A 23,309-nucleotide genomic window follows, 5' to 3' on the forward strand; every position below is an offset into this window, starting at 1 on the left:
CGATCAGTTGGCGAAATCCCAGTACTGTTCACTATGTGATTTGTAGTACTGGATTGTTTGGTCTAACCCGTCATCCAAATCAATCTTTGGTGACCAGCCAAGCTCGGAAGCGATCAATGAAAAATCGCTGTAGTAATCACCAATATCAATGGCCTTGCGCTCTTCTGGGAAGGGCACCAATTCGTAATTGCCACCAAACCCAAGGCTTATCATTTTCTCGGCAAGATCTTTCAGGCTAATTACTTCAGTGCTTCCGAGATTATAGACCTTACCATTCGCTTGTTCGCTGGCGCCGGCAAGCAACAACGCATCCACGCAATCATCCACATAATTGAAATCGCGTAACTGTAGGCCATCACCAAACACTTTAATCGGCTTCCTCTCCAGTAAGAGACGTATCCAAATACCCAGAAACGTCTGTCGCGCATCCTTCACTCGCATCCCAGGGCCATAGGTATTCGTCAGCCGTAAGGCACATGCGCGAATGCCGTAAACATTGTTGTAGAGCAGGTGATACCACTCTCCTGCAAGTTTGTTTATTCCGTTGACATCGACGGGTCGAATGGGATGCGTTTCATCCACCGGCAAATAATCCGGCTTGCCGTACAGCTGTCGCGTACTGGCAAAAACAATCTTGATGTCGGGATTAATCTTTCGGCATGCCTCAAGAATAGAGAGTTGCGCAGTCGCATTGATCGCTAGATCTGTCTGGGGATCACTCATCGAATCCATGTGACTCGTCTGTCCCGCAAGATTGAAGAGGTAATCCTGCCCTTTCAGTAAATATTCCATGGCATACGAGTCGCGTACATCGCAAATATTGACAGATACCTTGTCACGAATATCCGCGATATTGAACGGATTCCCCCCATATTGCGGAGTAAGACTGTCCACCAGAGTGACCTCCGCTCCCTGATTGACAAGCGTTCGCGCCAAGTTAGAACCGATGAATCCGATGCCGCCTGTGATCAGGATCTTTTTATTCGAATAGTCCATCTTTATTTAGCCTTAACAAAAAACATACCTTTCCAAGTTGATGTGGGATCAAGCCGGTCTAATGCATCAAACTCCGCTTTCGTTTCGTAACCATGCGAAATTGCCAACCGCACAAAATTCGATTTTTTAAAAAACCAAAGAGGATAAGCTGCTGAATAAATCGAGGATGGCGTGACCTGAACTTTAACCAAGTCATCTGCATCGCTATTCAGAAATGGAGTTCGGTCAATAATTAGCGAATCTGCGTCGATGTTGAGCAGCAATTCAAAAAAATCATACGGTTTTTCCAAATACTGCAAAACGCTGGATAGAAGCACGACATTTGGCTTTTCCGTCTTTACACATTCATCGATCGTTTCATAAAAGCGCAATCGCTCATCTTGAATGTATTGCTTACCCACTTTCACGAAGTGCGTCTGTTCAACGACCGACCAGCGCAGATCAGCAAGACCTTCTAGAAATTCACGGTTCTGGAAGTAGCTACTGCCCAGCGAACCGCCAAAGTCCAAGACGCTCAATCGGCCTCCGTTACGCGCGGCAGACCACATCAGACCCGCAGTCACTGGCCAAGCATATTGAATCTCATCAAAGAGAACTGAGTCACGCTCGTAGGCTGCTTCGCCATTTTTCACTTTAAGCGTTGCAGCTAGCACCTTATCGAGAATCTCCTGACTGTCGTAGCCACTGGACATGCGCACTGCTTCGTCCCATGTTGCAAAAGGCCCTTCAAAGGTAATCCCCCCCCCTAGGCGAGAAAGCCGACGCAACTGCCGCGCGAGCACAGGAGGCAGCCAGTCTTTGACCAAACCCGTCAATTTATGGCGCACATTCTCGGGCATGAAACGGCCCAAAATACGTTGCAACGGCGGGCGCTTCGCTCGTAAAAATTCTTCAATGACTGTCTTTGCTGCGGTAGATTCTTCAACGACAACATCATCCAAGCGAATCGGTGTCGTCGATAACTCAGCATCGAAAACCGCACTCGCACCACAATGTGTGCCTGTACTGTCGTTGCCAATGTTGTGCACCAAGCTGCGACCCGGATAGAGCGTAAGTTTATTGGCCAAAAATGCGGAGGCATGCCAGCGAACCGCCCATGAATCGTTTGTACCGTTGATCTGGCCCTGTAGCATCCCTGAATAGCTGTATGCACCGTTAAAATCAAACGCCTTGAGTAGTTTCTGTCGCTTCAATTCATCCAGCAGAAACTGTCCATCTGGATTGAAGAGTTTCCAACCTCGGCGCCAGGTCGCCCATCCCCAGCAATCGGCACCGCGCAGAAAAAATGCCTCCGGCAATGGTTTTTGTACTGGATAGATGTAGCCATGCACACTAATCACCCGGTCATCTTCTGCGTAACGCTCCAACGCCTCGTTCATGTAGCGCAAAAAGAATGGAGACGTCTCCAGATCATCTTCCATGACGATGACGTGATCATGCTCGGTGAGAACTTGGCTCACCCCTTCAATAATTGATTTCGAAAGCCCGTAATTTTCAGGACGATGATGAATCGTCAGCGAACGAAAGCCCTCAATACCAGCGACATATTCCCGTACCTGACGAACCGCCTCTTCTTTATCCGAGGAGCGCGCAGCATCGGAAAAGACGATCAAATCGGAATTAGCGGCTTCCGAATTTCTGAGCAGTGATTCGACGGTACGACGCACATGCTCAGGACGCGCATAGACAAAAAGTGCAATTGGCGCGCTCATCGATTCACTCGTGATCCAAAGCGCACCAGGTCATGAAGATATTTCCCATAACTGCTCTTTCCAAGCGCCTGAGAAATACGTTCAAGGTCTTCGTCTTGCAGCCACCGATTTCGCCATGCAATTTCTTCTGGACAGGCAATCTTGAACCCCTGACGCTTTTCGATGGTCGCGATAAATAATGAAGCTTCGAGCAACGAATCTTGTGTTCCGGTATCGAGCCAAGCCATCCCCCTTCCAAAAGTCTCGACTTGCAGCATACCCCGCTTCAAGTAATGGTTATTAACCGAAGTGATTTCCAACTCCCCTCGCGCAGAAGGCTGGATCGATTTGGCAATGTCCACAACTTGATTGTCGTAAAAATAAAGACCCGTAATCGCATATCGGGATTTGGGTTTTGCTGGCTTTTCCTCCACAGACAGGGCCCGGCCTGTCTCATCAAACTCAACAACTCCATAACGCTCAGGATCACTAACCGGATAGGCAAAAACCTGTGCCCCCTGCGCAATCTGGCTCGCTTTTTTTAAACAGCTGGTTAATTCATCGCCATAAAAAATGTTGTCGCCCAAAATCAAGCAGGAAGGCTCGCTCCCGACGAAATCCTCACCAATGAGGAAAGCTTGGGCGAGCCCATCCGGGCTGGGCTGCACAGCATACTGCAAGGAGATCCCCCACTGACTGCCATCACCTAAAAGCTGTTCAAAGCGTGGCGTGTCTTGCGGCGTCGAGATAATCAGTATGTCGCGGATTCCGGCCAGCATCAGCGTGCTCAGCGGGTAGTAGATCATCGGCTTGTCATAGACCGGCAGCAGCTGCTTGGAAATCGCCTGCGTCACAGGGTGCAGACGCGTGCCGGAACCGCCCGCAAGGATGATGCCCTTCATGTTGCAGTCCCTTTTTCATTCTCAATCACGCCCAGCCGCTGGCGCTGATAGCTGCCGTCTTGGACGTGCTGACACCAAGTAGCATTGTTCAGATACCACTCCACGGTTTTTCGGAGTCCCGTCTCAAAGGTTTCTGCCGGCACCCAGCCCAGATCCTTCTTGATCTTGCTCGCATCAATTGCGTAACGCTGGTCGTGGCCGGGGCGGTCTGCAACATAGGTGATGAGGTCTTTGTAACTATTCACGTCATCGCGAGCGACGAAGTCGCGCGGCGATCCACTCAGCGGGACAAGTTCATCCAAGATATCGCAGAGACGATGAACGACCTCAAGATTGGTCTTCTCGTTGTAACCACCAATATTGTAGGTCTCACCTATCCGACCTTCAGTCACGACCTTGTAGAGCGCCCGAGCATGATCTTCGACATGCAGCCAATCCCGAATCTGTTGGCCATTGCCATAAACCGGCAAGGGCTTGCCCTCAAGGGCATTGAGGATCATGAGCGGAATGAGTTTTTCCGGGAATTGGTAGGGACCATAGTTATTCGAACAATTGGTGATCAACACCGGTAGGCCATAGGTCCGATGCCAGGCACGCACGAGATGATCGGAACTCGCTTTGGAAGCCGAGTATGGAGAGCTCGGGTCGTAGGCCGTTTCTTCGGTGAACAGCCCAGTATCGTCGAGACTGCCGTAGACCTCATCGGTAGAAATGTGGTGAAAACGGAAGGACTCTTTTGTTGCCCCCGACGTCATCGCGAGGGCCGAAGGCCCGTGGCGATCCATACCGTCGATGTGGATTGCTTCGTCGGCTTCGCCTCCTCGCAAAGACAATAATTGTTTCCAATATTCCAGCGCACATTCGAGCATCACGGAAGTACCAACAATGTTGGTTTGAATGAATTCAGCCGGTCCGTCAATCGAACGATCGACATGCGACTCGGCAGCAAGATGCATCACGACGTCGGGCTTGAAATCAGCAAAGAGTTTCGAAACGAGAGCGCGGTCGCAGACATCGCCCTGAACAAATTGATACCGAGGGTTACTCGAAACCGCAGCGAGAGATTCCAAGTTCCCGGCATACGTAAGCTTGTCAAGATTCAGAACCTGATGATCGGTTTCATTGATCAAAAAACGAATAACAGCAGAGCCAATGAAGCCAGCACCACCTGCGATAAAAAAATTCAACTTCATTTATGCCAAAAACAGCATCGCCGTTTGCAGCGGTGCTAGAGGGATAAAGGATGATGTCATTCTCTTGCCTCTGGGAACAATCCTGGCATCCATTGCCCGGCCAGCGTGGCGGGGAATACCAGTCGCAGTGGTGCCCCCAGTGTCAGCATAGTTGTCGCATCCATTTTTCAACATGAAACCTACTGAGGGGCGGTCTGTGAGACCCAAGTGCCACGATATAGTGAAGAGTTCAAAGAACAGGCGGTTAGTCGTTTGATTCCGCCCAATGCGCAGTCAGTAGCGCAGGTGAGTCGGGAGGTCGGCGTTCCTGCTGTCACCCTATACAATTGGCGTAACCAGTATCGAGATCGAGGTAACGCCGTGCCTGCAGACCCATCTAACCCAGAGAACTGGAGCGGTAAGAATAAGCTCGCTGTGGTGATTGAGACAGCGGCCTTGAATGAACAAGAGCTATCGGCGTATTGCCGTGAAAAAGGCCTGTATGTCGAACAGGTGCGCCGCTGGCGTGGTAATCCCCCCATTTATAACCGAGGCGATAAGTAGAGCTCATTAGGCAGCCATCGCCATTTTCTGCTTGGGGGTAAAGCCGCCCAAAGCCATATTCGGTCGTTCGTGGTTGTATGTCCAGAGCCAACGGGTGGCAAAGTCTTGAACCTCAGCGATCGAGTCGAACAGATAGTGGCTCAGCCAGTCATAGCGAATGGTTCGGTTGTAACGCTCGACATGGGCATTCTGTTGGGGCTTGCCAGGTTGGATATAACGCAGTTCGATGCCTTGGCTTTTCGCCCACTCAACCAGCTTATGACTGACGAGTTCTGGACCGTTGTCGCAGCGAATCGCCTTGGGTTTGCCACGCCATTCAATGAGTTGGGTTAATGAGCGGATCACCCGCTCAGCCGGCAATGAGAAGTCAGCATCAATGATCAGCCCCTCTCGGTTGTAGTCATCAATGACGTTGAACAAGCGGTATGTTCTGCCATCAGCCAGCTGGTCATGCATGAAGTCCATCGACCAACAGTCATTTATCGCCTGAGGCACTGCTAGGGGTTCTGGCTTTTCACGCACCAGGCGCTTTTTGGGTTTGATTCTCAGGTTCAGCTCCAACGCACGATAGATCCGATAGACACGCTTGTGATTCCACCGAAAGCCTTTGACGTTACGCAGGTACAGAAAACACAAACCAAAGCCCCAGTTGCGCTGATTGTGTGTCAGGCGCACCAACCAATCCGCAATGCGGGCATTCTCTGAACCAAGCTTGGATTGGTAGCGGTAACAGGTCTGACTGATTGAGAACGCCTGGCACGCAAGGCTGATGCAACAACGCCCTGATGCCACCGCTTTTCTGGCCATCTCACGGCGATGAGACGGCCTTACCACTTTCCCTCGAGGGCTTCCTTGCGTAATTCAGACTTCAGCCGCTCCTCGGCATACATCTTCTTCAAGCGCCGGTTCTCGTCCTCGAGCTCTTTAAGACGCTTCATCATGGATGTGTCCATGCCGCCATACTTGGAGCGCCACTTGTAGAAGGTTGCGCTGCTGATGCCATGCTCGCGGCAGAGTTCGGGAACTGATAGGCCAGCCTCAGCCTGCTTGAGTATCGCCATGATCTGGCTGTCAGTGAAACGTGATTTACGCATGTGGAATCTCCTGTCTTCATCAGGGTACAAAATTCCACTTATCACCTCGATCATTTTTCGGGGGGATTACCCAACCATGAGCATCGGCACAGTGCTATCCAGTATGTCACGCCCGCTCAGCGACATGCCGGTGTTGATCAAGTGTTGCTTCAACAGCGCACAAAGCTCTATGAAGCAGCCAAAGCCGCGCAGCCGCGGCGCTGGTCAGGCCCCATCCGAAACTGGAGAAGAGCCGACAAAGTCTGGCTGAATCCACCAAAAGACTTGCAGGCTGATAAACCACCATCAGTTAAGGCTGCGTAACTCAATGGACGCGACATCTTTGTTGACAAACACCGCGCTCGACTAACAGACATTGAGGCATTCTTGATCAGTTCCCGGGCCGCCCAACGACGGTCAGACGGCCTTAGAGTTTTCCCAGCAGATCCTTTAGCGCTTGGTTCTCCATCGCCATCTCTGCATACATCTTCTTCAACCGATTGTTCTCAGCCTGGATCTCCTTGAGACGTTTGAGATCCGAGGCCTCCAAACCACCGTACTTGGACTTCCATTGGTAGTAACACGCTGAACTGATCCCGTATTCTCGGCAGATATCGCCAACCTTACGGCCTTGCTCGGCCTGCTTCAGAATCGAAACAATCTGCGTCTCAGTAAATCGTGACTTCTTCATCAACACTTCTCCCATCTCTTGGTCCTAATGATGGCAGAAATGTCTACTTACTACCTGTGTCTCATATGGGTGAGCTTACGGTAGCACGAGCGCGAGCCAATCGGATTCACCTTGCACCAGTAGCTTTCTGGCTGCGGATGCGCTTCGGGGTGGCGATACACCTCGCTGGTGGAGGCCGGGAAGATCTTCGCCTTAGTGCGCTTGGCCAGCCCCAGCATGTTGATCGCACCGTGCACCCTGCCCTTTGGTGGTTTGCAGCGGGTCGAACTGATGTGTGAGTGGGTGACACACGGTAGGCAGGTTGTAGATTTCGTCTACGTCGCCATAGAGCGGGAAGGTGACATCGTGGCACATCAGCTCAAAGTGCGGATGATCGAGAAGATAGGAGAGATTGTCCATGGTGCCGGTGAATAGGTTGTCCAGACAGATGATGTCGTGGCCGTCGTTAAGCAAGCGTTCACACAGATGCGAGCCGAGGAAGCCTGCGCCACCAGTGATCAGGGTGCCGCACCGGTGGGAGTAGTTTTCCACTTCAATAACGAATCCTTGAAGAATACGGTGTTCATGCACTTCGCGTAAAGCATATAGTTTTGATCATGCATAAATTGGCCGATTTCGGTCTGCTCAATTTCATGCAAACTACTACCAAGAATTTCAGCAAGAACAAATTTGGGACGATATCTAGACCAGTCATTGGATTTCAACACATCAAAATCAAGCCCCTCAACATCGACCGACATGAAATCAATTTCCTGGCCGCTGCTGAGATGACAATCCAGCACCTGTGACAATGGCCGCACATCAACTTTGATCACTTCCCTGACTTGGTCAGTAGTATCGGCTTCATGCCTTTTTTCAGATAGTTCTTTGGAAAATCCGTTTAATGCAGGCTCGTTAAAAACGTAGTAATCGAGGTTGCCAGCATTCGAACCAATACCCATTTCCAAATTTATATCTCGTGGCCTTGCATTGTCAAACAACTTCATTGAACCCGGCATGGCGTCAATGTTGATTCCATGCCAGCCCCTCTTGTAAAAAAGATAGGTGTTCGAAAAACGCTTTGGATGATGTGCACCGACATCAACATAAAATCCGACTTCTCGCCTTTTGAAGATTCTACGAAGGATCTGGTCTTCACCCTCTTGTGACCAAGACCTCTCAAACCAAGGGTCATAGGTTGCGCACGCATGGAGGTGCTTCAAAGGTGCTTTGACAACCTTGGGCATGATCTTTTTAATTTTTTCTATAATCATAATAAACTTTTTTGCTTATTCACAAAGCTTTTGAGTGATCGGAAGGTTCGTTTCAAGAATCCTGAAGGCCGTAGAATGGGTTTTTGTGTACCTAGTTGTTCATTTCTAAGCCACCATCCAGAGCGCACTGACGTATTAATTCTGACATATTGAAACGGCTCACCGAAATTTCCCGCGTAAAATCCAAGCTTTAGAGCATCAGCTGGCTCTCTTGAGTTTTTATAGTCGCCAGTCAGCAGAAGCTTCAACACTTCATGGCTGTTTCTAACTGCAAAAACACTCTGCCCAAACATTACTGCTGCCGGCCCATAAATAATTGTTGGCTTACCAACTGATGCCGCGTATTGAGCAACCGTGCTGTTGGTAGCAAATACTACCTCACTTTTATCGAGTAAATCATAGGTATCAATCTTTGATGAAGGGTGGAAATGCCTAGCTGTGCCGTACTTATCAATCAATCTGTCGATACGTTCCCTAGTTTCTGTATTACTTCGCGAGTTAAATGGATGCCAACGTACAATAACGTAAAACTTCCTGTAGAGCTCGTTGCAATCCAATATCTCTAAAAAACGACCATATGGATCGCTTCCATAGAACTCATCATACTGTAGCTGATGAACATGCTCTTTGGGGGTGGAGGTGACAATTAAAAGAATCGGAAGGTCGGTTTTCAAAACTGGCTTTACTGAGTTTACATCCGAGTCAAAACGAAAACCTACCTGACGAACAGAGCCTTCTCTATACTGTTTGTAGTATGCTTTCGCTTCATCTTGGACTTGTCTCATTCCGTGGACTCGAGCGGCCTTCTCATAAACTTTCTTCAGTTGCACATGGCGCTCAGTAAAATCTTGAACAGACAAACTATTCTGGATGTTTATCAAATGAGGCCGCCCTCCCGAGATATAAGCGTAGTAAGCAACTGAATGTTTTCTCGCAGCCCATAATGCTGGTCCATCACTTTGCCTTCGGCCGTTCCAAGCATAAACTTCCGAGACATTCTTTTTAGTGATCAGCTCGCAGGTCTGTCTATACAACGAAATCCCATTATTAAGTAATTTGGAAATTTTGGGCTTGAGCCGATCGATATCTAAATACTCACCTTTTTCATCATCACAAATCTGTGAATATACGAGCTTACCGATTGGCATGTCCTCAAAAAATATCCCCATTAAGTCATCAACGGTTTGAATCGAATATGTCTCACCAAAATTCATTTCATCGAACTCTAATGGTAACCAACTCACATTATCTGGTAGCAGGTTCTTTCTCGTATACTCACTCTGCTTTACGCATCTTCTGCATACATTCATTTTTTTATGTGGATTTGCTGCGCAAGAATCTAAGGCGCCAATACATGTCACGAAGACCACATCTTTCTTCTCCGCGTGCAGCCTGTGAACAATTTCTATTGCTTCAGCATGATGAGTTTCCCATAAGGGCGTCGTAGCAAGAACAATTGATTTTTGGCTTTCCGACATGACTTGCTTATCCTGTAGTAGTTAGACCTTACTGAAAATACGCCTTTCTCTAACCCCTGCTACAAACTTAGGGAAGTTGTGAATGAGTCCAGTTAAAGCGAAATTTTCCGCACCCTCAATTTTTGCTTAAGTAATAAAGGAGCCTAATGTCTAAACGGAATCCTTCCGAGTTTAAGGTATGTCCATTTCTTCAACTGCAGCGTAACAGCGCTGCCCTGTTGCTCTTGGAGTAAATTCTCCACGGAAGTTAGCGAAGCGGGGGTTCGCCCCGCGCCTTGCTGAAGTGGCGTGGGAGACTAGCACCGTCGCCTTGACTGCTGCAGTAGACCACATGCGGTGTTTGGTAGCCCAGTGACTGATTCGGATGCTCACTATCGTAGAACGTGAAGCAGTTGCTTAGCCCTACATCTAGCTCCGCCTATCCGTGAGCAAACCTAGCGGTGCCCTTAGTTAGCGCGAAAAATTCAGGCCAGCCCGTAACGTGTATCGAGATAGGCATGCTGAAACTGCATCAGCCGGTCGAAGATATCCGGGCGCACCGCCTCGCGGAATGCCGCGATCTTCATATCGAGGTCAGCCTGAATGATCTCGCGCGGGAGGCGCGCGTCACGCAGCGCCGGAGCAGTGAACTCGGTTTTCTCTACATTCAGGAAATCGCAAATCCGCCCGACTTCGCGGTCGGGATCGATGCAGATATCCTCGAAAAAGAGCAGCAGAGTTCGGTCTTTTTCCGCCTTCAGCCTGTAACCCGCGATGCAGCGCTCGATCATGTCGCACGCTACTGCGATGCATTTCTCGGGTGCGTTCATCCCGAGGGTCTGCCTATGATAGCCAGCGACATACCAAGGATAAGCATTCCCTTCCGCATCTTCGATCAGCAAAGAGAAATTTGTGGAGTCGCGGTTGTTGAATCGGACGCCCCATCCGCGACTCCACCAAGAATAGATGTTTTCGACCGGGTTGCGCCACAGCGAGAGTATGCGGAAATTTATCTCGAGATCCTGAATAAGGCTGATATTTGCCATCAAGTCGTGCGTCTGCATCGGCAGGTAGTGATCGCTTGCTCGGCATCGTTCGACATTCTCGGGGCCTTCCTCCAGGGTCAGCCGTTCCTGGTAGATTTCGGGATTCCTGTAATTGATCACCGCGGTCTGGTCGCCAGGGCGGAAATTCACGTTGCGCGAAATGTGAAGGTTGTAGCTCTTCTGGTTCAGATGCGATCTGAGGAAGGCCGCCGCATAATCCTTACGCAGCCCACCCAGCGACAGGCCCGACACGATCAGTTCCAGTTCTTCAGCGAACTGGATATGCTCCATCCGCGTAAGCGACGGCACCACCTTGCTGAGCGCCGACTTGCCGCAGCGGGTGATGCCGTCGATGAAAACCAGCGGCAGGCTGATATCGCACTGACGTGCGAACCTGAAGGCGGGCTCTTCGGTACGAGGGCTCTCGATCATGCGGGACCTCTTGTCGGGGTGCGGCTCATCCGTCCTAGCCGGACAAGATCGCCAGATGTTTCAGCACCGGATGGATGATGTAATAGGTATCGCCCTCTTCCGCTTGCTGCGACAGGGGTTGGGGCAGCTCACCGGTCCGCGCCAGATGCGCCATCACCGACAAAAGCAGATCCGAGCGCAGCACCGCGTCATGCAGATAATCACTGTCCATACCGACGGGCGGCGGCGGGTATCTCTTACGACCCAGGATCTCGCCTTGGTCGATCTGAGCGCTCAGGAAGATCGCCGAGGCACCACAAGTGCCATCGCGCAGCCAACTGTAGAAGGTCGTCGTGCTTCCGCGATAATCGGGCAGCCAACCTGCATGCATGTGAAGCAGTGGAGCGGAATCGTCCAACAAATCGCGTCCGACCAATTCGCCGCCGAAGCCCGAATAGACTATAAAATCGAAGGCATCCGCAGGCAGGGCTGCGGTCACATCGGGGGCATTGACGGTGCCAGTCTCGAGAATCACGACATTGTCGGACAGCATCTTGCAGGTTTCTTGCAGCGGGATGGCCAGATCGGGGACGAAATACGCACCCAGCGACCCGTCAGAAGATGGCGCTGCTTGGCTCTGGCCCCAACGTTGCTCACCGCTAGGGACCTTGACGATGACTACCCGGCCCAACCACGCCCCATGAGCGGCCAGAGCCTCAGCATAGCCACGTGAGCGCATCGTGTCGGCAGCCAAAAAGGCCACGCGCGGGAAGACGCCCAGATCGTGTCCGAGTCGCGCTGGCGGGTCGATGTCGGCAGCAACGCCGCTCCGGTGTCTGCGCGCAGCCTGAACCAACCGCATTTCGACCCCCAGCAGGCTGGCAAGACGCCCCTTCTGGGTAGCATTCAGCGTGTCGTGTAGACTGCACAGCGTATCGAGACATTTCAAGAGCGCGTTTAGCGCCGGCAGATGGCCGGTCTGCTGCGTCTTCCACATCAGCACCTCAGCCAAACGCAGGTAAAGATCCATGTCGCGATACTCGCCATTGCCCTTCACCCGTCCGCCCAACAAAGCATAGGCGGAGTGTATCCGTTTTGAGACCTCGAACCGCTGGATCATCCAGCCCATCCAGCGCCGTGCGCCAGCCGCGTCCCCACTTGGGGCGGCGAGAAACTCCAACAGCGAGGCGGTATCCACAATCGCGCCCTGTGGCGGTGTTACCTGCTCATCAGGTACTCGCGGCAGTCGGGGCGCCCCGAGGCTATCGCGGATTTCGGCGCGTGCGGCGCGCCAGGCCTCAAGAAACGGCGCACCCTGAAAAGCGGTGTAAGTGTATTTCAGGGGCGTCTCCAGCAGATCGCCTTGGCCGTATTCATAGAAAAGGGCGGTCATTTTTCCTCCAGTACATGGGCCAGGATACGCTCGGCGATCGCTTCGACCCCGGGGCCTTGCGTGCCGGAATCGAAACTCATGTCCGGCGCATGAGGCGGGGTGAAAGGAATGTCCACCCCCACCACATTCGTCAGCCTCCCTTGGCGGGCCTCGCGGTAGAGGTGCCGGCGTTCAACGAGCTCGTCCTCGGGGGCCTCCAAATAGACCTCCAGGTATTTGCTGTAGGTTTTGCGGTTCCAGTCCTGGCCGTCGCCGAAGATCGATAGGATGCAGCAGACTGCGTTGATCTGCTGACGGTCCAGCCAGGCGCAAAGCTGCGAGATCCGATCGGCATTCACCCGCCGACCCTCGACCGTATAGGCGTCAGCCCCCCTGTCATGCTTGAAGATCTCGCGAATCTCGTCGCCGTCGATCAGCACCGTCGCCGGATCCACCAGCTTCCATTTCTCGTAGACCACCCGTCCAACGGTCGATTTGCCGCTGCCCGAAAGCCCGATCACCCAGACGATCATTGTGCGCCTCCCTCGGCCCCCCGGCCCGTCAGCACCAGCCGCCCTTCGGCCACCAGCGCCTCAGCCACCTCCCAGTCGGCTAGATCGTCGATCTCACACCAACCGCCCGTCGCTGGAATACCGCGGATCGGCTTTCCTTCGGTGATCAGTGTTGAGAGCAGCGTCGTGGTGTCCATGCCGAGCCGTGCCTCGGGCCGGACGGCTAGCAGATTCTCGATCCACTTGCGACCCTCAAGCCCCAGTTTCATCAGTCCCATAAACTGGCCTTCGATATCTGCGACATTAACGGTCTTTCCGCCGATCTCGGCGATGTTGCCATCCGTCCCTAGACGGAAGGTCTCCGCATCCGACAGCGGATCATCGAAACGGCGTTGCCATAGCGACAGCCAGTCGCGGTCATAGGCGACAGCTAGCGGTGAGTCAGAGACAATCAGGTCACGCACCGTGGCGGGGTTGTAAAGGATATCGGCATAACTGACGATCAGCGGCCCCGAAAATGTTCTCAGCGCGCAGTCAAGGCTGGAAAGCATGTTTCCAAACGACCAGTCGTCGTTGATGATGGTACCGAAGCCGTAATCGGCGACCACCTCGCCGCGATAGCCGGTCACCACCGTCACCGCCTCGGCGCCGCCGGCCAGAAGCGCGCGCCGCTGCCAGTCGAGAATCGGCTTTCCTGCGACCTCGACCATTCCCTTGGGGGCGGCGTCGGTCATCGACCCAAGGCGTGACCCCCGGCCGGCTGCGAGTATAACAGCTTGCATCATCTCTCCAGTTCAGGTTGTGACCAGAAGGCACCACGCTTCAGGAAGGCGCCGATTAGCGCCATATCAAAGTCATAGGGTGCACCAGGACGTTCGGGGTGCCACTGAATACCCAGAATGGCCTCAACGGGGTGATAGAATCCCTCGACGACATCGCCATCCGACAACGCGAAAGGAACTAGCCCCGGCCCCAACCCAGAAATCGTCACACCCTGATCGTGATAGCTGTTGACTACTATATGCTCGCGACCAGCTAACTCCACGAATTGAGGGGAGCACAGTGTGACATCATGTCGCGTGCCACCGTGGTCCTGCCCCGATACGCTAGCGATATCGGTCTCGACTGTTCCACCTCGCAGCGCGTTGAGCACCTGCAAACCGCGGCACACCCCCAGCACCGGGCGACCACAAGTGCGGCACCAGTCCACCAGTGCCCGCTCAGTTTCGTCGCGTGCAGTACATTCGCCCCAGTCGTTGCCATTGGACAGAATCGCAGCGTCAATCTCTAAGTCTGATGCCCACCGCGCGACCCGGTCGGGTGCATTGAGCAGTGGCAGAAGCACGATTTCGGGAGAGATCACGTGAAGGTAGCGATACCAGTCCTCGCTCACCGCGTCGCGCGCCTCGCCATGTACGGGTTCTATCATCCGTCTTGTCGAGATGGCTATCCGCATGTTGGTCCGTCCATTACCGACTACACTCCGTGGTGTTATCAGTGCTCCACCAGCTTGATGGTGCCTGCGGCACAGTCCAACTCGATCTGGTTGCTGCGCGTGACTCGCTCGAAGATCTGCTCACCGCAGCCGATGGCGGCAGGGATATTCAACTCCGCGCACCGGATCGCCATATGCGAATTCGCCCCCCCGAACTGCGTCACCAGCCCCAGAATGTTGCGGGTAAAGATCCAGTCGAAACCGGGATCGGCGCTTTCGATGGCAACGATCTTGCCGTCCAGCAAACCTGGGGCGATGTTGGTGCTGCTGACATGTAAGCAGACACCAGTCACCTGTTTGAGGGTTACGAAATTGGGCTGTTCAAGCAGCATCGGCACGACAAAGAGATCCGAGTGCCGTGTCAGCAGGAAGGGCAAGCGCACACCAGTCGTAACCTCGTGTTCTCGCCTTCCAGACTCGGCGCGGACGCGCAAATGCTCCTCGAAGGAACGGCCATGCTGAACCACAGTGCAATCCATCAATTCGCGGATATCGAGATGCGACAGTTCGTCCCGGCTCAGGCGCTGGTCCTCACCCCAGGCGGCTAGCACTTCCAAGCAGGCGCTGATACTGCGTGTGAAGACCAGCTTAGCCCATTCGCGACCTCGGATCGCCTCGCGGCAATATTGCAGGAAGTCATTACAGGAGAGGGAAAAACCTGCGGCCGAGAGCCGCTTTTCGATCTCGGCGGATTTCGCTGGACTCAAAACGAAGGGTTCGGTTGCGGGAGGCGAGTCGCCCGAGATAGAAAACACCTCCTCGCCACGCTGGTCATAACGCAGCGACATAATGTCATAGGTGCCTGGGCGCAGATGCCCATAATCGCGCAGCAGATCCTCCAGTTTGATCTCGCCTTCCCGAAAGCGGTGAATATTGACGATGAATTCGGTGACAACGCTGGTGATGCTCTGGTTGAACGCATTGATGTCGTCGCCACTCAGCAAGCCCTCCTCGCGTAAAGATTGTAGCAGCGCCTTGGCGATGAACCCATGCCGCGCGAGAATCGAGAAGGGGATAGTGCCCAGCTCGATGCAATTTTCTAGCAATTCCCTAGCCAGATCGATCGTAGGGGGGTGTTCTTGCTCACCTGCCAGCACCTCGTATCTCGCCTGCAACTCATTCACAGCGATCACCTGCTGGGCAACAGAGGCCCGGCGTCCGTCAACTAGATCCACCGTCATTTCGCGATAAGCTTCGTGGATCAGGACCATCTCGTCTTGGGTGACATCCTCGGGGAGCATCTGCCGTGCGCGGGTGTCGAAATCGAAGGTCCAAGCTGTCAGGGCGATGCCGAATTCAACCTTGTCGTGTAGCAACGGGTTATCGGCCAGTTTGTGCAGCCAGTACAACACCATGCGATTTGCCAGATCGTCTGGGATGGTTGCAGGAATGAAACTACGCAGGCTCTGGCGTACGTCAATATACGGCTGGCCAGCGCAGGATACCATCAGCGGCTTGCCGCGCGGATGGAAATAGCCCATGCGCTCGCGGGCCACGCGCCAGACACTGTCGGTGATGACATAGCGGTAGAGACTGAAGGCTAATCGCCGTGGCGCGTTACCGATGATCTCAGCCGGGTTCCAGTCCGGCATCTTGCCAAGGATAGTCGCGGTTTTTGAATCCCCACCCTCCAGAAGCAACCGTGGTGCGACGGATTTCTCCAGCCGCACCAGCGCATCGTCGATGCGCTGGCTCAGCCCACGGCTCCAGTTCGGCTGGGCGGTGATGCGCCGGGCCTGAAAGAGATGGATGTGGTGATCCATGTCGATGGCGAACTCAATATCGAGAGAGGATTCACCGGTGATCTGCTCGATCTCGCGCACCGCTGAGAGCAGCTGTAAAAATCGCTCGGACCGCACGGTATCGACGTGATCACGGTGGATGTAGATGGTGCGGTTAACGTAGCCCGTTCCCGATGTCACCGAATCGGTCAAGCCGGTCTCGTCGTCGTAATTAACAACATAATAGGGTGCGCCGCTACTAAGCACCTGGGTAAAGATCACACCGCTCATCGACACCCGGTCGACCATCTTCTGTACCAAAACCTGATCTTCGGAATTGGACTCGGCAGCGGCACCCCGATAGCTAGCAAATACCTCCTCGATGGCCGATATCAAGGCCGCCCTGTCCGCTGGCGGGATATGGGGCACCGACAAAAACGCGCCGGCTTGAGCATAAAGCTCGCCATCTTCGTTCCGTGCCGAGGATCGCACGATGACTGTACCCTTGCCATCCGCCAGATCCGCGATATCGGCCAGCACTGCATCGTGGCTCATCTGCCAGCGGGCGAGGTCAAAATGTCGGAATTGCGGAATCGACCATCTTTTCAGCTCGCCATCTAGCCGGGCAAGGGTTTCGGCTTTCGAGCCGAACTGAAATGTTTTTCTGACCTTCACGAAATTAAGAAGATTACTTGTGTAGTTCACGTCTATTTTAGGTTTACCAAGCACCCCAGCCTCCATCGACCCATAGATTCTGACCCGTTACATACCGGGACATATCGCTGGCCAGGTATGCGATAGCGCCACGAAAATCCTCCTCTATGGCCATGCGCTTCAACGGCGTCTTATCTTCATAGCGCCGCACGAACGCCTCCGGTTGATTCCGCAACACACCTCCTGGCGAGATGGCATTGACTCGCACATCAGGCGCAAGCGTGGTCGCCAGCCAGCGAGTCAATTGGATCAGGCCACCCTTGGACGCGGCATAGGCGGCCGGGTTGCCCATCGTTGTGCCCATCGTTGCGCCCTCGTACAGACGCCAGTCGGGGCCGTACTCGCCGTAGATTGAGCTTATGTTGATAATATTACCTCCACACGCCGCTCGGAGCTCTGGCGTAAAGGCCTGTGAGAGGTGAAAAGCGGCGGTCAGGTTGACTTCCATGGCCCTGCGCCAAGTGTCCAGGGTCTGCTCCTCAAAGGACCCGACCCAGCCTTGCAAATTCGAGTCACCAACGAATGCGGCGTTGTTGATCAAGCTATTGAGGCCCCGACCATCGGCCTTGACGGTTTCGATCAGCGCCCTTCGTTGGTCTTCAATTTCCAGGTCACAAACCAGAGCCAGCGTCACTATTGACCATTTGGCCTGCAAGTCCTCCACCAGTGGGCCAAGGTCACAGCCCGGGCGATCCACAAGCACCAGGTCGGCGCCGAGCTCGGCCAGGGTGTCGGCCATCACCCGCCCCAGGCCACCGGCCGCACCGGTGATCAGGGCACGACGCCCGCGCAGATCCATAAGTCCCTTGAGGGTGGTCATGCCTCACCCTGCCGCTTGTTCATCAGCAACTCGGCAATCTGGAAATCCAGCAGGCTATCTATATCAATTGCCCTCTCAATAGGCACGTGTACTGCCCTTACCCTCCCCAGAAACAAAGAGTCATTTTCCATCACGAATTTAGGGCTCATAACATAGGCTACTGTCGTCATATCAAACAGCGTAGGAGCATCCTGTCTTCTTGGGATTCCATTCGAGGCTGAAATGACCAGTTCGAATCTACCATCCGATTTCTCTTTAACCATATTGAAATACGGATTCCGATGAGGTTCTGTGACAGTAATTACTGCATCACACTCATTCTTAAAATATAGATCTAAGCACCTCTCTATATCTTGTGGCAACCGCAACGGCGCAGTCACAGGAACACTAACCATCACATCAGGGTAGGAACCGTCTTCCTTTTGGACAAACTCAAGCGCATGACGCCAAGCAAGCCATTCAGGCGAAGAATCTGTAGCGAGCTCGTCAGGACGCAGGAATGGAACTTCAGCACCGTATTCGGCAGCAACAGTTGCAATTTCTTGGCAATCAGTCGACACAATGACTCGACGGATTCGTTTAACAGCTTTGGCATGCTCAATCGCCCAAGCAATCAGAGGCTTACTATTTAATGGGCGAATATTCTTCCCTGGAAGTCCCTTTGAGCCGCAGCGCGCGAATATAAACGCAATGACATTAGGCTCATAAGCCATATTTTTTATCCGCGAAAACCCGCGCGCCGTTTAGCTCAGCAGAGCGTCTGGCCATATCAACCATCGCTAGCACTCGCAGACCAGCATCGCCATCCACAAGTGGCTGTGCACCAGATTCAACACAGCTCAAAAAGTGATCCCATTGTGCCTTGTAACTATCATCGCGATCATGGGGAATCGAGACGATTTGTTCCCAGTTGGATCTACCTGGATCAAAATGATCGACACAGCCAGTTAAACCATTCCAACGCAAAGTCCCCAGTTCACCGATTACGGTGCAAAGTCTGGCTGGATCTCTTCGCACAAAGTCCATGTTCAGATTCACAACGACAGGCTTTTCGCTTGGATTAGACCCAAATCCAATATTCAAATAGGCAACATCTTCGACATCGACATCAAGATCGCTTACGTTACCGACCCATGCGTTAAGCCAATGCATCTCTCCAAAAATCCAGCGTAGATAGTCAAACTCATGACTGAGCTCCAACAACACACCCCCACCCAAATCGCCCCTTGCAGACACGCCAGCACGATAATCGGTGTTCGGGCGCCAATCGGGCAAATACTGTCCAATTTCACAACGCACGGAAAGCGGCTTACCGACCAATCCCTCGTTAATCAAATCGCGAAACCGTGACAGTGAGGGCAAATAACGCAAGTTGTACCCGACTTGGCCGATCACGCCTGCTGCACGAACAGTATCAAGAAAGTCCGCTACGTCATCTGACTTATCAGCAATTGGTTTTTCGATGAGCAGATGACAGCCCATCTCAGCCAATGCGTTAGCAATACCCAAATGAAAAGGTGCTGGGTTCGCGACTATTGCAGCTTGCGGCGCAAACGATCGTACGTCATCCATAGACGAGGTAACTAAATTTGCCATCTCGGGAATATCGGTCGTTCGCTCATGACGAAAGACCATAATCGTAGCGTCGGGCAGGCTCTCACGAACGATTCTCACATGCCGCTTGCCAACACTCCCATGCCCTACAATCAGGATACGTTTCAATTTTTTACACCATCCGTTAGACGCAGGTTTTCTTCCACTTGATTTGGTGGCGGCCATTTAGCGAGTTGTATTTCTTGCTCTGTAACTAGAGCACGGGCCTTTTTCAGCCCATCACCCACAAAATTAAATAAATGCGCTGTCGCAACGGCATCCACTCTTTTGTCGCACAAGCCTTTTAACAGATGCAGACCGTGACCAGCACCTCCTGCCAATATGATTGGGAGATTAAGACCTGCTGGACATAGGTTCAGAACACTCAAATCAAACCCTCGCCCAGTGCCATCCTGATTGATTGAATTAAGATAAAGTTCTCCAACGCAATCAGAAGGAATCTTTTCTAACAAATCACTCACTGATTCGCACTTCATTTCACTGCCATTTTTCGTGTAAAGACCGAACACTCCATCAGAATTTCGTTTAAGGTCGATAGAACCAACAACACACTGCTGTCCGAATTCCTGAGCCAAATTAGCAACCAGCCGCTGATCATCAAATAAAGCCGAATTCACTACCACTTTATCAGCCCCTGATCTGAGAAGAGTCCGGGCATGCTCCAAGTCACGCACCCCACCCCCAGCGGCGATGGGCGCAAAGCAACCTTTTGTGAGCGCCTTTAAAGTTTCTGAGAAGCGATTTACATCCCTCTGGGAACGACTTACATCTAACACAACAAGTTCGTCGATGTAAAAAGCGATATGAGCAAAGTTATAGTTTTTTTGAAGCCAATCAATTGTGCCTACTTTCTGCAAACGAAAATTACGGCTGAGCACGAAATGCCCATTGTCATAGAGCAGGGTGAAAATAATCCGCTTTTTTAACACTTCAAGCGCTCAGAAAATTATCAAGCAACTTTAGTCCGTTAGTCTGACTTTTTTCCGGATGGAATTGTGCGCCAAACACATTTTCATTCTGATAGGCCGAGAGAAAGTCAACGCCATAATTGCAGATCGCTTTCGCACCTGGAAACAATCCAGGAAGCATGCGATATGAATGAACAAAGTAGAAATCTGCTGAACCACTAAAGCCGTCGAAAAAATCAGATTCACCTGGCAAAAACACTTCATTGAACCCAATATGAGGGAGCTTTCTGCCACTTAACTCTTCTGAATTAAAACGTTCAATTTTTGCTGGGATGATACCTAGACCAGCACAAGAACCGTCTTCAGTAGAAGACTCTCCTAGCAATTGGAACCCCAGACAGATCCCCAGAATTTTTCGGTTTCTTATGGTTACGGCTTCCTTGATCGCCTCATCAAGTCCCGTCTTTTGCAATTCTTGCAGCGCTGAACGAAATGACCCAACACCTGGAAGCACGAGTGCTTCCGCATTGACGATTACTGACGGATCTGAGCTAACAATGGCTCTGGCACCCAAGAAGTCCAATGCACTAAGCACAGACCAGATGTTACCCTTACCATAATCAACTATGACAACATGTTGTGACTTGTTCATTTCACAGTAAAGATTGGCATCCAGCGGCCGTCTCTCTTCTCGAACAGCTCAGTATTTGCATACTTATCCAGAACCACATCAAACTCTGCCTTACTCATTTGATAGTAATCTAGATAAGTATCAATATACTCGTCAGGATAGTGGCCATCATAAATACGCACTAAGTTCACTGCCTGTTCACGATCCATTGCACCACGCCGAATTTCAATTGAAGCGTCCTGGTTTGCTCGTCCAAAGCCAAATTTTAGGTACATCAAATAGGCATGAAGTGCATACAAGGCTTGATCGTTTTGAGCAAAGTTTGTAAATGTCCCGGAGTTCGTATCTTCAGCCTCCTTCAAACCGCAGTGTTCTTTTGCAATGAGGTAGTTGCGGTATGGGTCCCAGTTTTCAAAATAGGACCAGTGTGTGATATCAATTGGTGATTCTGCTAAGAGTTCGTCATCTGGGAACCTAAAAAATGCAAGATCCGACTCTGCTATCCCCGAACCTTCCAATACCTTTTCGTAACCGCCCTCAAGGTAAATTTTTTTCATATACTGCACATCATAGATTGGGTTTTTATCCGTCTCGGTTGAGCCACCGTATTCGACCTCACCATCCTCGCCATAGAAAATAAGGCCAATCCCAAATTGAGCAGCAATTCTTATAGGGGCAGCCTGAATAGCAATCAGCCAGCCATAATACGGAAAGCCCATCTCAACCAGTCCTCGTTTATTAAGTATTCGCATCGCCTCAAATGCTGGATTAATTGAAATATGATTAAAACCACCCTCAACAAAAGCACGCAAATTCTTCTCACCCAACTCCAGTGGCAACGCAGGCGTAACGGTGACACACAACGGATGCATTCCATATTTATGTTTCAAATTGTACGCAACATAAGAGCCATCCTTGCCTCCACTTACTGGAACGAGGCAATCAAATGAGCCATCAGATCGACGATGCTTATCGACAAGACTTACTAGCTCCTTTTCTCGCTGCTTCCAATCAAGAACTTGCTTCTTTTCCATCCAGCGACACGCATTACACCAACCACGCTCATCAAAAGTAATTCTAGGGCGCGTCGACATAGAAAGACAGTTTGAACACCATGTAACATCAATTTTATTATTCATAAACTTTTTGTAGTCCGATTTATAATTCGTTGGCTGCCGACAAGTCCTCATGCCGACCAACATCTAGCCATGGCTCATGCATAGGGTAAGCAACTGTCTTTAGAGATCTAGCTTGGAGCCGCTCAAAGAGCGTTGGCATATCACAAAACTCGTCATCATTTAACTCTTGCAACGCCACAGGGGATAATGCATAAACACCAGCATTGATATGCGAGCGAGCGATCGGTTTCTCTTCAAAACCAACAATATTAAGCCCATCCACTTGCACAACCCCAAAGGGATGCTGCCACTCATGTAAACGCACGGCCATGGTGGCAATCGATTCTTGTCGCTTATGGAATTCAAGGATCTCTGAATATCGAATATCAGTAATAACATCACCATTCGTGACAATAAATGGCTCATCAACCAATTCACTTATCATTGACAACGAACCTGCCGTACCTAGGGGCGATTGCTCACGGACATACCGAATTTTTACATTCAAAATACTGCCATCTCCAAAATACTCTTCAATCATCTGTGCCAAATAATTTACAGACAAAATAAATTCAGAAAATCCCTCGTCTCGAGCACGCTCAATAATATGCTGCAATATCGGCCTACCCCCGACCAGGAGCATAGGCTTCGGGCAGTTTTCCGTATGAGGCCGCAAACGAGTACCTTTACCACCCGCCATAATAACCATCTTGTTTGAAATGCTTTTTTTTGTTATGAATTCATCCCAAGTATGCAGACACACAATTCGACCATCACCATCAACTTCGGGTATCTGCTGGACTTTATTTACTGCCATTAGTTCACGAATAAAAGACGGGGAAATTCCTTCGGGAGCGACCAATGGGTTTTTATGAACAACTTCTGTCACATCGCTATCAAGCGTCACCCCCCGTAATAAACCTCTTCGAATATCCCCATCAGAAACAGTGCCTATTAGTTTCCAAGAATCATCAATCACTAGAACTATTCTCTGCGAAGACTCGGTCAAATTCCTTGCAGCATCACGCAATGATGCATTTTGCAAAATTACGGCTTTTTTCCAACTATTAGTTGCGACTTGAGTCACTTTTTATACTCAATGAAAAAATTGAAGCTCTAACTATGAACGCGCAAAGAAAGCACTTTTT

At 51.4% G+C, this 23,309-nt stretch carries 21 protein-coding genes and 2 pseudogenes; 1 reads left to right on the forward strand and 22 read right to left on the reverse strand.

What is annotated here, in order from left to right; translation table 11 throughout:
* Positions 1 to 3: 3 nt before the first annotated feature.
* Genes CKX93_RS03120 through rfbB form a run of 4 tightly spaced genes read right to left on the reverse strand, consistent with a single transcriptional unit; the run spans position 4 to position 4,782 of the window.
* Positions 4 to 996, reverse strand: coding sequence for an NAD-dependent epimerase/dehydratase family protein (locus CKX93_RS03120; RefSeq protein WP_076755264.1), 993 nt, complete (start codon positions 994 to 996; stop codon positions 4 to 6).
* Positions 997 to 998: 2 nt separating this feature from the next.
* Positions 999 to 2,708 carry a methyltransferase, TIGR04325 family gene (locus tag CKX93_RS03125; RefSeq protein ID WP_076755266.1) on the reverse strand — a complete coding sequence of 570 codons (1,710 nt, stop codon included), beginning with the start codon at positions 2,706 to 2,708 and terminating at the stop codon, positions 999 to 1,001.
* Positions 2,705 to 3,589: a glucose-1-phosphate thymidylyltransferase RfbA gene (gene rfbA / locus CKX93_RS03130; protein WP_076755268.1), complete on the reverse strand. Its 885-nt coding sequence runs from the start codon at positions 3,587 to 3,589 to the stop codon at positions 2,705 to 2,707. The genes CKX93_RS03125 and rfbA overlap by 4 nt, the downstream gene beginning before the upstream one ends.
* On the reverse strand, positions 3,586 to 4,782 hold the full coding sequence (gene rfbB / locus CKX93_RS03135; protein ID WP_076755270.1) for a dTDP-glucose 4,6-dehydratase: 1,197 nt from the start codon (positions 4,780 to 4,782) through the stop codon (positions 3,586 to 3,588). Before rfbB ends, rfbA begins: the two co-directional genes overlap by 4 nt.
* 207 nt (positions 4,783 to 4,989) lie before the next feature.
* Between rfbB and CKX93_RS03140 the strand changes: the two genes are divergently transcribed.
* Positions 4,990 to 5,325: a transposase gene (locus CKX93_RS03140; protein ID WP_084178631.1), complete on the forward strand. Its 336-nt coding sequence runs from the start codon at positions 4,990 to 4,992 to the stop codon at positions 5,323 to 5,325.
* 6 nt (positions 5,326 to 5,331) lie between these two features.
* Here CKX93_RS03140 and CKX93_RS03145 read toward each other — a convergent pair.
* From CKX93_RS03145 to CKX93_RS03235, 18 genes and pseudogenes are all read right to left on the reverse strand, one after another.
* Positions 5,332 to 6,419, reverse strand: a protein-coding gene (locus tag CKX93_RS03145; protein ID WP_143339922.1) for an IS3 family transposase whose coding sequence is annotated in 2 segments (ribosomal slippage) — positions 5,332 to 6,164 and positions 6,164 to 6,419 — 1,089 coding nt in all. Because the reading frame shifts where the segments join, the coding sequence is not laid out codon by codon here.
* A 412-nt stretch (positions 6,420 to 6,831) separates the two neighbouring features.
* Positions 6,832 to 7,089, reverse strand: a pseudogene (locus CKX93_RS03155) (transposase); the annotation flags it as partial.
* Positions 7,090 to 7,169: 80 nt separating this feature from the next.
* Positions 7,170 to 7,620, reverse strand: a pseudogene (locus tag CKX93_RS03160) (GDP-mannose 4,6-dehydratase); the annotation flags it as partial.
* Positions 7,587 to 8,342, reverse strand: a complete 756-nt coding sequence (locus CKX93_RS03165) for an FkbM family methyltransferase (protein ID WP_076755274.1) — start codon at positions 8,340 to 8,342, stop codon at positions 7,587 to 7,589. The pseudogene CKX93_RS03160 and the gene CKX93_RS03165, both read right to left, overlap by 34 nt.
* Positions 8,339 to 9,820, reverse strand: a complete 1,482-nt coding sequence (locus tag CKX93_RS03170; protein WP_076755275.1) for a hypothetical protein — start codon at positions 9,818 to 9,820, stop codon at positions 8,339 to 8,341. The genes CKX93_RS03165 and CKX93_RS03170 overlap by 4 nt, the downstream gene beginning before the upstream one ends.
* Positions 9,821 to 10,284: 464 nt before the next feature.
* Positions 10,285 to 11,277, reverse strand: a complete 993-nt coding sequence (locus CKX93_RS03175; protein ID WP_076755277.1) for a sulfotransferase domain-containing protein — start codon at positions 11,275 to 11,277, stop codon at positions 10,285 to 10,287.
* Between the two features lie 34 nt (positions 11,278 to 11,311).
* Positions 11,312 to 12,649: a formyl transferase gene (locus tag CKX93_RS03180; protein WP_084178633.1), complete on the reverse strand. Its 1,338-nt coding sequence runs from the start codon at positions 12,647 to 12,649 to the stop codon at positions 11,312 to 11,314.
* Positions 12,646 to 13,161 carry an adenylyl-sulfate kinase gene (locus CKX93_RS03185; protein ID WP_076755279.1) on the reverse strand — a complete coding sequence of 172 codons (516 nt, stop codon included), beginning with the start codon at positions 13,159 to 13,161 and terminating at the stop codon, positions 12,646 to 12,648. Before CKX93_RS03185 ends, CKX93_RS03180 begins: the two co-directional genes overlap by 4 nt.
* Positions 13,158 to 13,925, reverse strand: coding sequence for a phosphocholine cytidylyltransferase family protein (locus CKX93_RS03190; RefSeq protein ID WP_084178634.1), 768 nt, complete (start codon positions 13,923 to 13,925; stop codon positions 13,158 to 13,160). The genes CKX93_RS03185 and CKX93_RS03190 overlap by 4 nt, the downstream gene beginning before the upstream one ends.
* A complete protein-coding gene (locus CKX93_RS03195; protein ID WP_076755282.1) occupies positions 13,922 to 14,569 on the reverse strand; it encodes a gamma-glutamyl-gamma-aminobutyrate hydrolase family protein in 648 nt (215 codons plus the stop codon). Before CKX93_RS03195 ends, CKX93_RS03190 begins: the two co-directional genes overlap by 4 nt.
* 65 nt (positions 14,570 to 14,634) lie before the next feature.
* Positions 14,635 to 17,085: a PEP-utilizing enzyme gene (locus CKX93_RS03200; protein ID WP_159435519.1), complete on the reverse strand. Its 2,451-nt coding sequence runs from the start codon at positions 17,083 to 17,085 to the stop codon at positions 14,635 to 14,637.
* Positions 17,075 to 17,890: an SDR family oxidoreductase gene (locus CKX93_RS03205; protein ID WP_076755284.1), complete on the reverse strand. Its 816-nt coding sequence runs from the start codon at positions 17,888 to 17,890 to the stop codon at positions 17,075 to 17,077. Before CKX93_RS03205 ends, CKX93_RS03200 begins: the two co-directional genes overlap by 11 nt.
* Positions 17,887 to 18,603: an acylneuraminate cytidylyltransferase family protein gene (locus CKX93_RS03210; protein ID WP_076755286.1), complete on the reverse strand. Its 717-nt coding sequence runs from the start codon at positions 18,601 to 18,603 to the stop codon at positions 17,887 to 17,889. Before CKX93_RS03210 ends, CKX93_RS03205 begins: the two co-directional genes overlap by 4 nt.
* Positions 18,593 to 19,669 carry a Gfo/Idh/MocA family protein gene (locus CKX93_RS03215; RefSeq protein WP_084178637.1) on the reverse strand — a complete coding sequence of 359 codons (1,077 nt, stop codon included), beginning with the start codon at positions 19,667 to 19,669 and terminating at the stop codon, positions 18,593 to 18,595. The genes CKX93_RS03210 and CKX93_RS03215 overlap by 11 nt, the downstream gene beginning before the upstream one ends.
* Complete coding sequence (locus CKX93_RS03220) at positions 19,609 to 20,433, reverse strand: HisA/HisF-related TIM barrel protein (RefSeq protein WP_076755290.1); 825 nt, start codon at positions 20,431 to 20,433, stop codon at positions 19,609 to 19,611. Before CKX93_RS03220 ends, CKX93_RS03215 begins: the two co-directional genes overlap by 61 nt.
* A gap of 1 nt (position 20,434) precedes the next feature.
* On the reverse strand, positions 20,435 to 21,064 hold the full coding sequence (gene hisH / locus CKX93_RS03225) for an imidazole glycerol phosphate synthase subunit HisH (RefSeq protein WP_076755292.1): 630 nt from the start codon (positions 21,062 to 21,064) through the stop codon (positions 20,435 to 20,437).
* Positions 21,061 to 22,182: an N-acetyl sugar amidotransferase gene (locus tag CKX93_RS03230; RefSeq protein ID WP_076755891.1), complete on the reverse strand. Its 1,122-nt coding sequence runs from the start codon at positions 22,180 to 22,182 to the stop codon at positions 21,061 to 21,063. The genes hisH and CKX93_RS03230 overlap by 4 nt, the downstream gene beginning before the upstream one ends.
* A 19-nt stretch (positions 22,183 to 22,201) precedes the next feature.
* Complete coding sequence (locus tag CKX93_RS03235; protein WP_076755293.1) at positions 22,202 to 23,248, reverse strand: nucleotidyltransferase family protein; 1,047 nt, start codon at positions 23,246 to 23,248, stop codon at positions 22,202 to 22,204.
* Between the last annotated feature and the right edge of the window lie 61 nt (positions 23,249 to 23,309).

The organism is Ectothiorhodosinus mongolicus, from assembly GCF_022406875.1.
GTDB classification, from domain to species: Bacteria; Pseudomonadota; Gammaproteobacteria; order Ectothiorhodospirales; family Ectothiorhodospiraceae; genus Ectothiorhodospira; species Ectothiorhodospira mongolica.

Bases quoted from the DNA above. Each gene is read 5' to 3' on its own strand.
- CKX93_RS03210 (WP_076755286.1), bottom strand. From the start codon at position 18,603: ATGGCTTATGAGCCTAATGTCATTGCGTTTATATTCGCGCGCTGCGGC.
- CKX93_RS03195 (WP_076755282.1), bottom strand. From the start codon at position 14,569: ATGATAGAACCCGTACATGGCGAGGCGCGCGACGCGGTGAGCGAGGAC.
- CKX93_RS03165 (WP_076755274.1), bottom strand. From the start codon at position 8,342: ATGATTATAGAAAAAATTAAAAAGATCATGCCCAAGGTTGTCAAAGCA.
- CKX93_RS03190 (WP_084178634.1), bottom strand. From the start codon at position 13,925: ATGATGCAAGCTGTTATACTCGCAGCCGGCCGGGGGTCACGCCTTGGG.
- CKX93_RS03125 (WP_076755266.1), bottom strand. From the start codon at position 2,708: ATGAGCGCGCCAATTGCACTTTTTGTCTATGCGCGTCCTGAGCATGTG.
- CKX93_RS03180 (WP_084178633.1), bottom strand. From the start codon at position 12,649: ATGACCGCCCTTTTCTATGAATACGGCCAAGGCGATCTGCTGGAGACG.
- CKX93_RS03230 (WP_076755891.1), bottom strand. From the start codon at position 22,182: ATGAATAATAAAATTGATGTTACATGGTGTTCAAACTGTCTTTCTATG.
- CKX93_RS03185 (WP_076755279.1), bottom strand. From the start codon at position 13,161: ATGATCGTCTGGGTGATCGGGCTTTCGGGCAGCGGCAAATCGACCGTT.
- hisH (WP_076755292.1), bottom strand. From the start codon at position 21,064: ATGAACAAGTCACAACATGTTGTCATAGTTGATTATGGTAAGGGTAAC.
- CKX93_RS03120 (WP_076755264.1), bottom strand. From the start codon at position 996: ATGGACTATTCGAATAAAAAGATCCTGATCACAGGCGGCATCGGATTC.
- CKX93_RS03170 (WP_076755275.1), bottom strand. From the start codon at position 9,820: ATGTCGGAAAGCCAAAAATCAATTGTTCTTGCTACGACGCCCTTATGG.
- CKX93_RS03175 (WP_076755277.1), bottom strand. From the start codon at position 11,277: ATGATCGAGAGCCCTCGTACCGAAGAGCCCGCCTTCAGGTTCGCACGT.
- CKX93_RS03215 (WP_084178637.1), bottom strand. From the start codon at position 19,669: ATGGCCGCCACCAAATCAAGTGGAAGAAAACCTGCGTCTAACGGATGG.
- rfbB (WP_076755270.1), bottom strand. From the start codon at position 4,782: ATGAAGTTGAATTTTTTTATCGCAGGTGGTGCTGGCTTCATTGGCTCT.
- CKX93_RS03205 (WP_076755284.1), bottom strand. From the start codon at position 17,890: ATGACCACCCTCAAGGGACTTATGGATCTGCGCGGGCGTCGTGCCCTG.
- rfbA (WP_076755268.1), bottom strand. From the start codon at position 3,589: ATGAAGGGCATCATCCTTGCGGGCGGTTCCGGCACGCGTCTGCACCCT.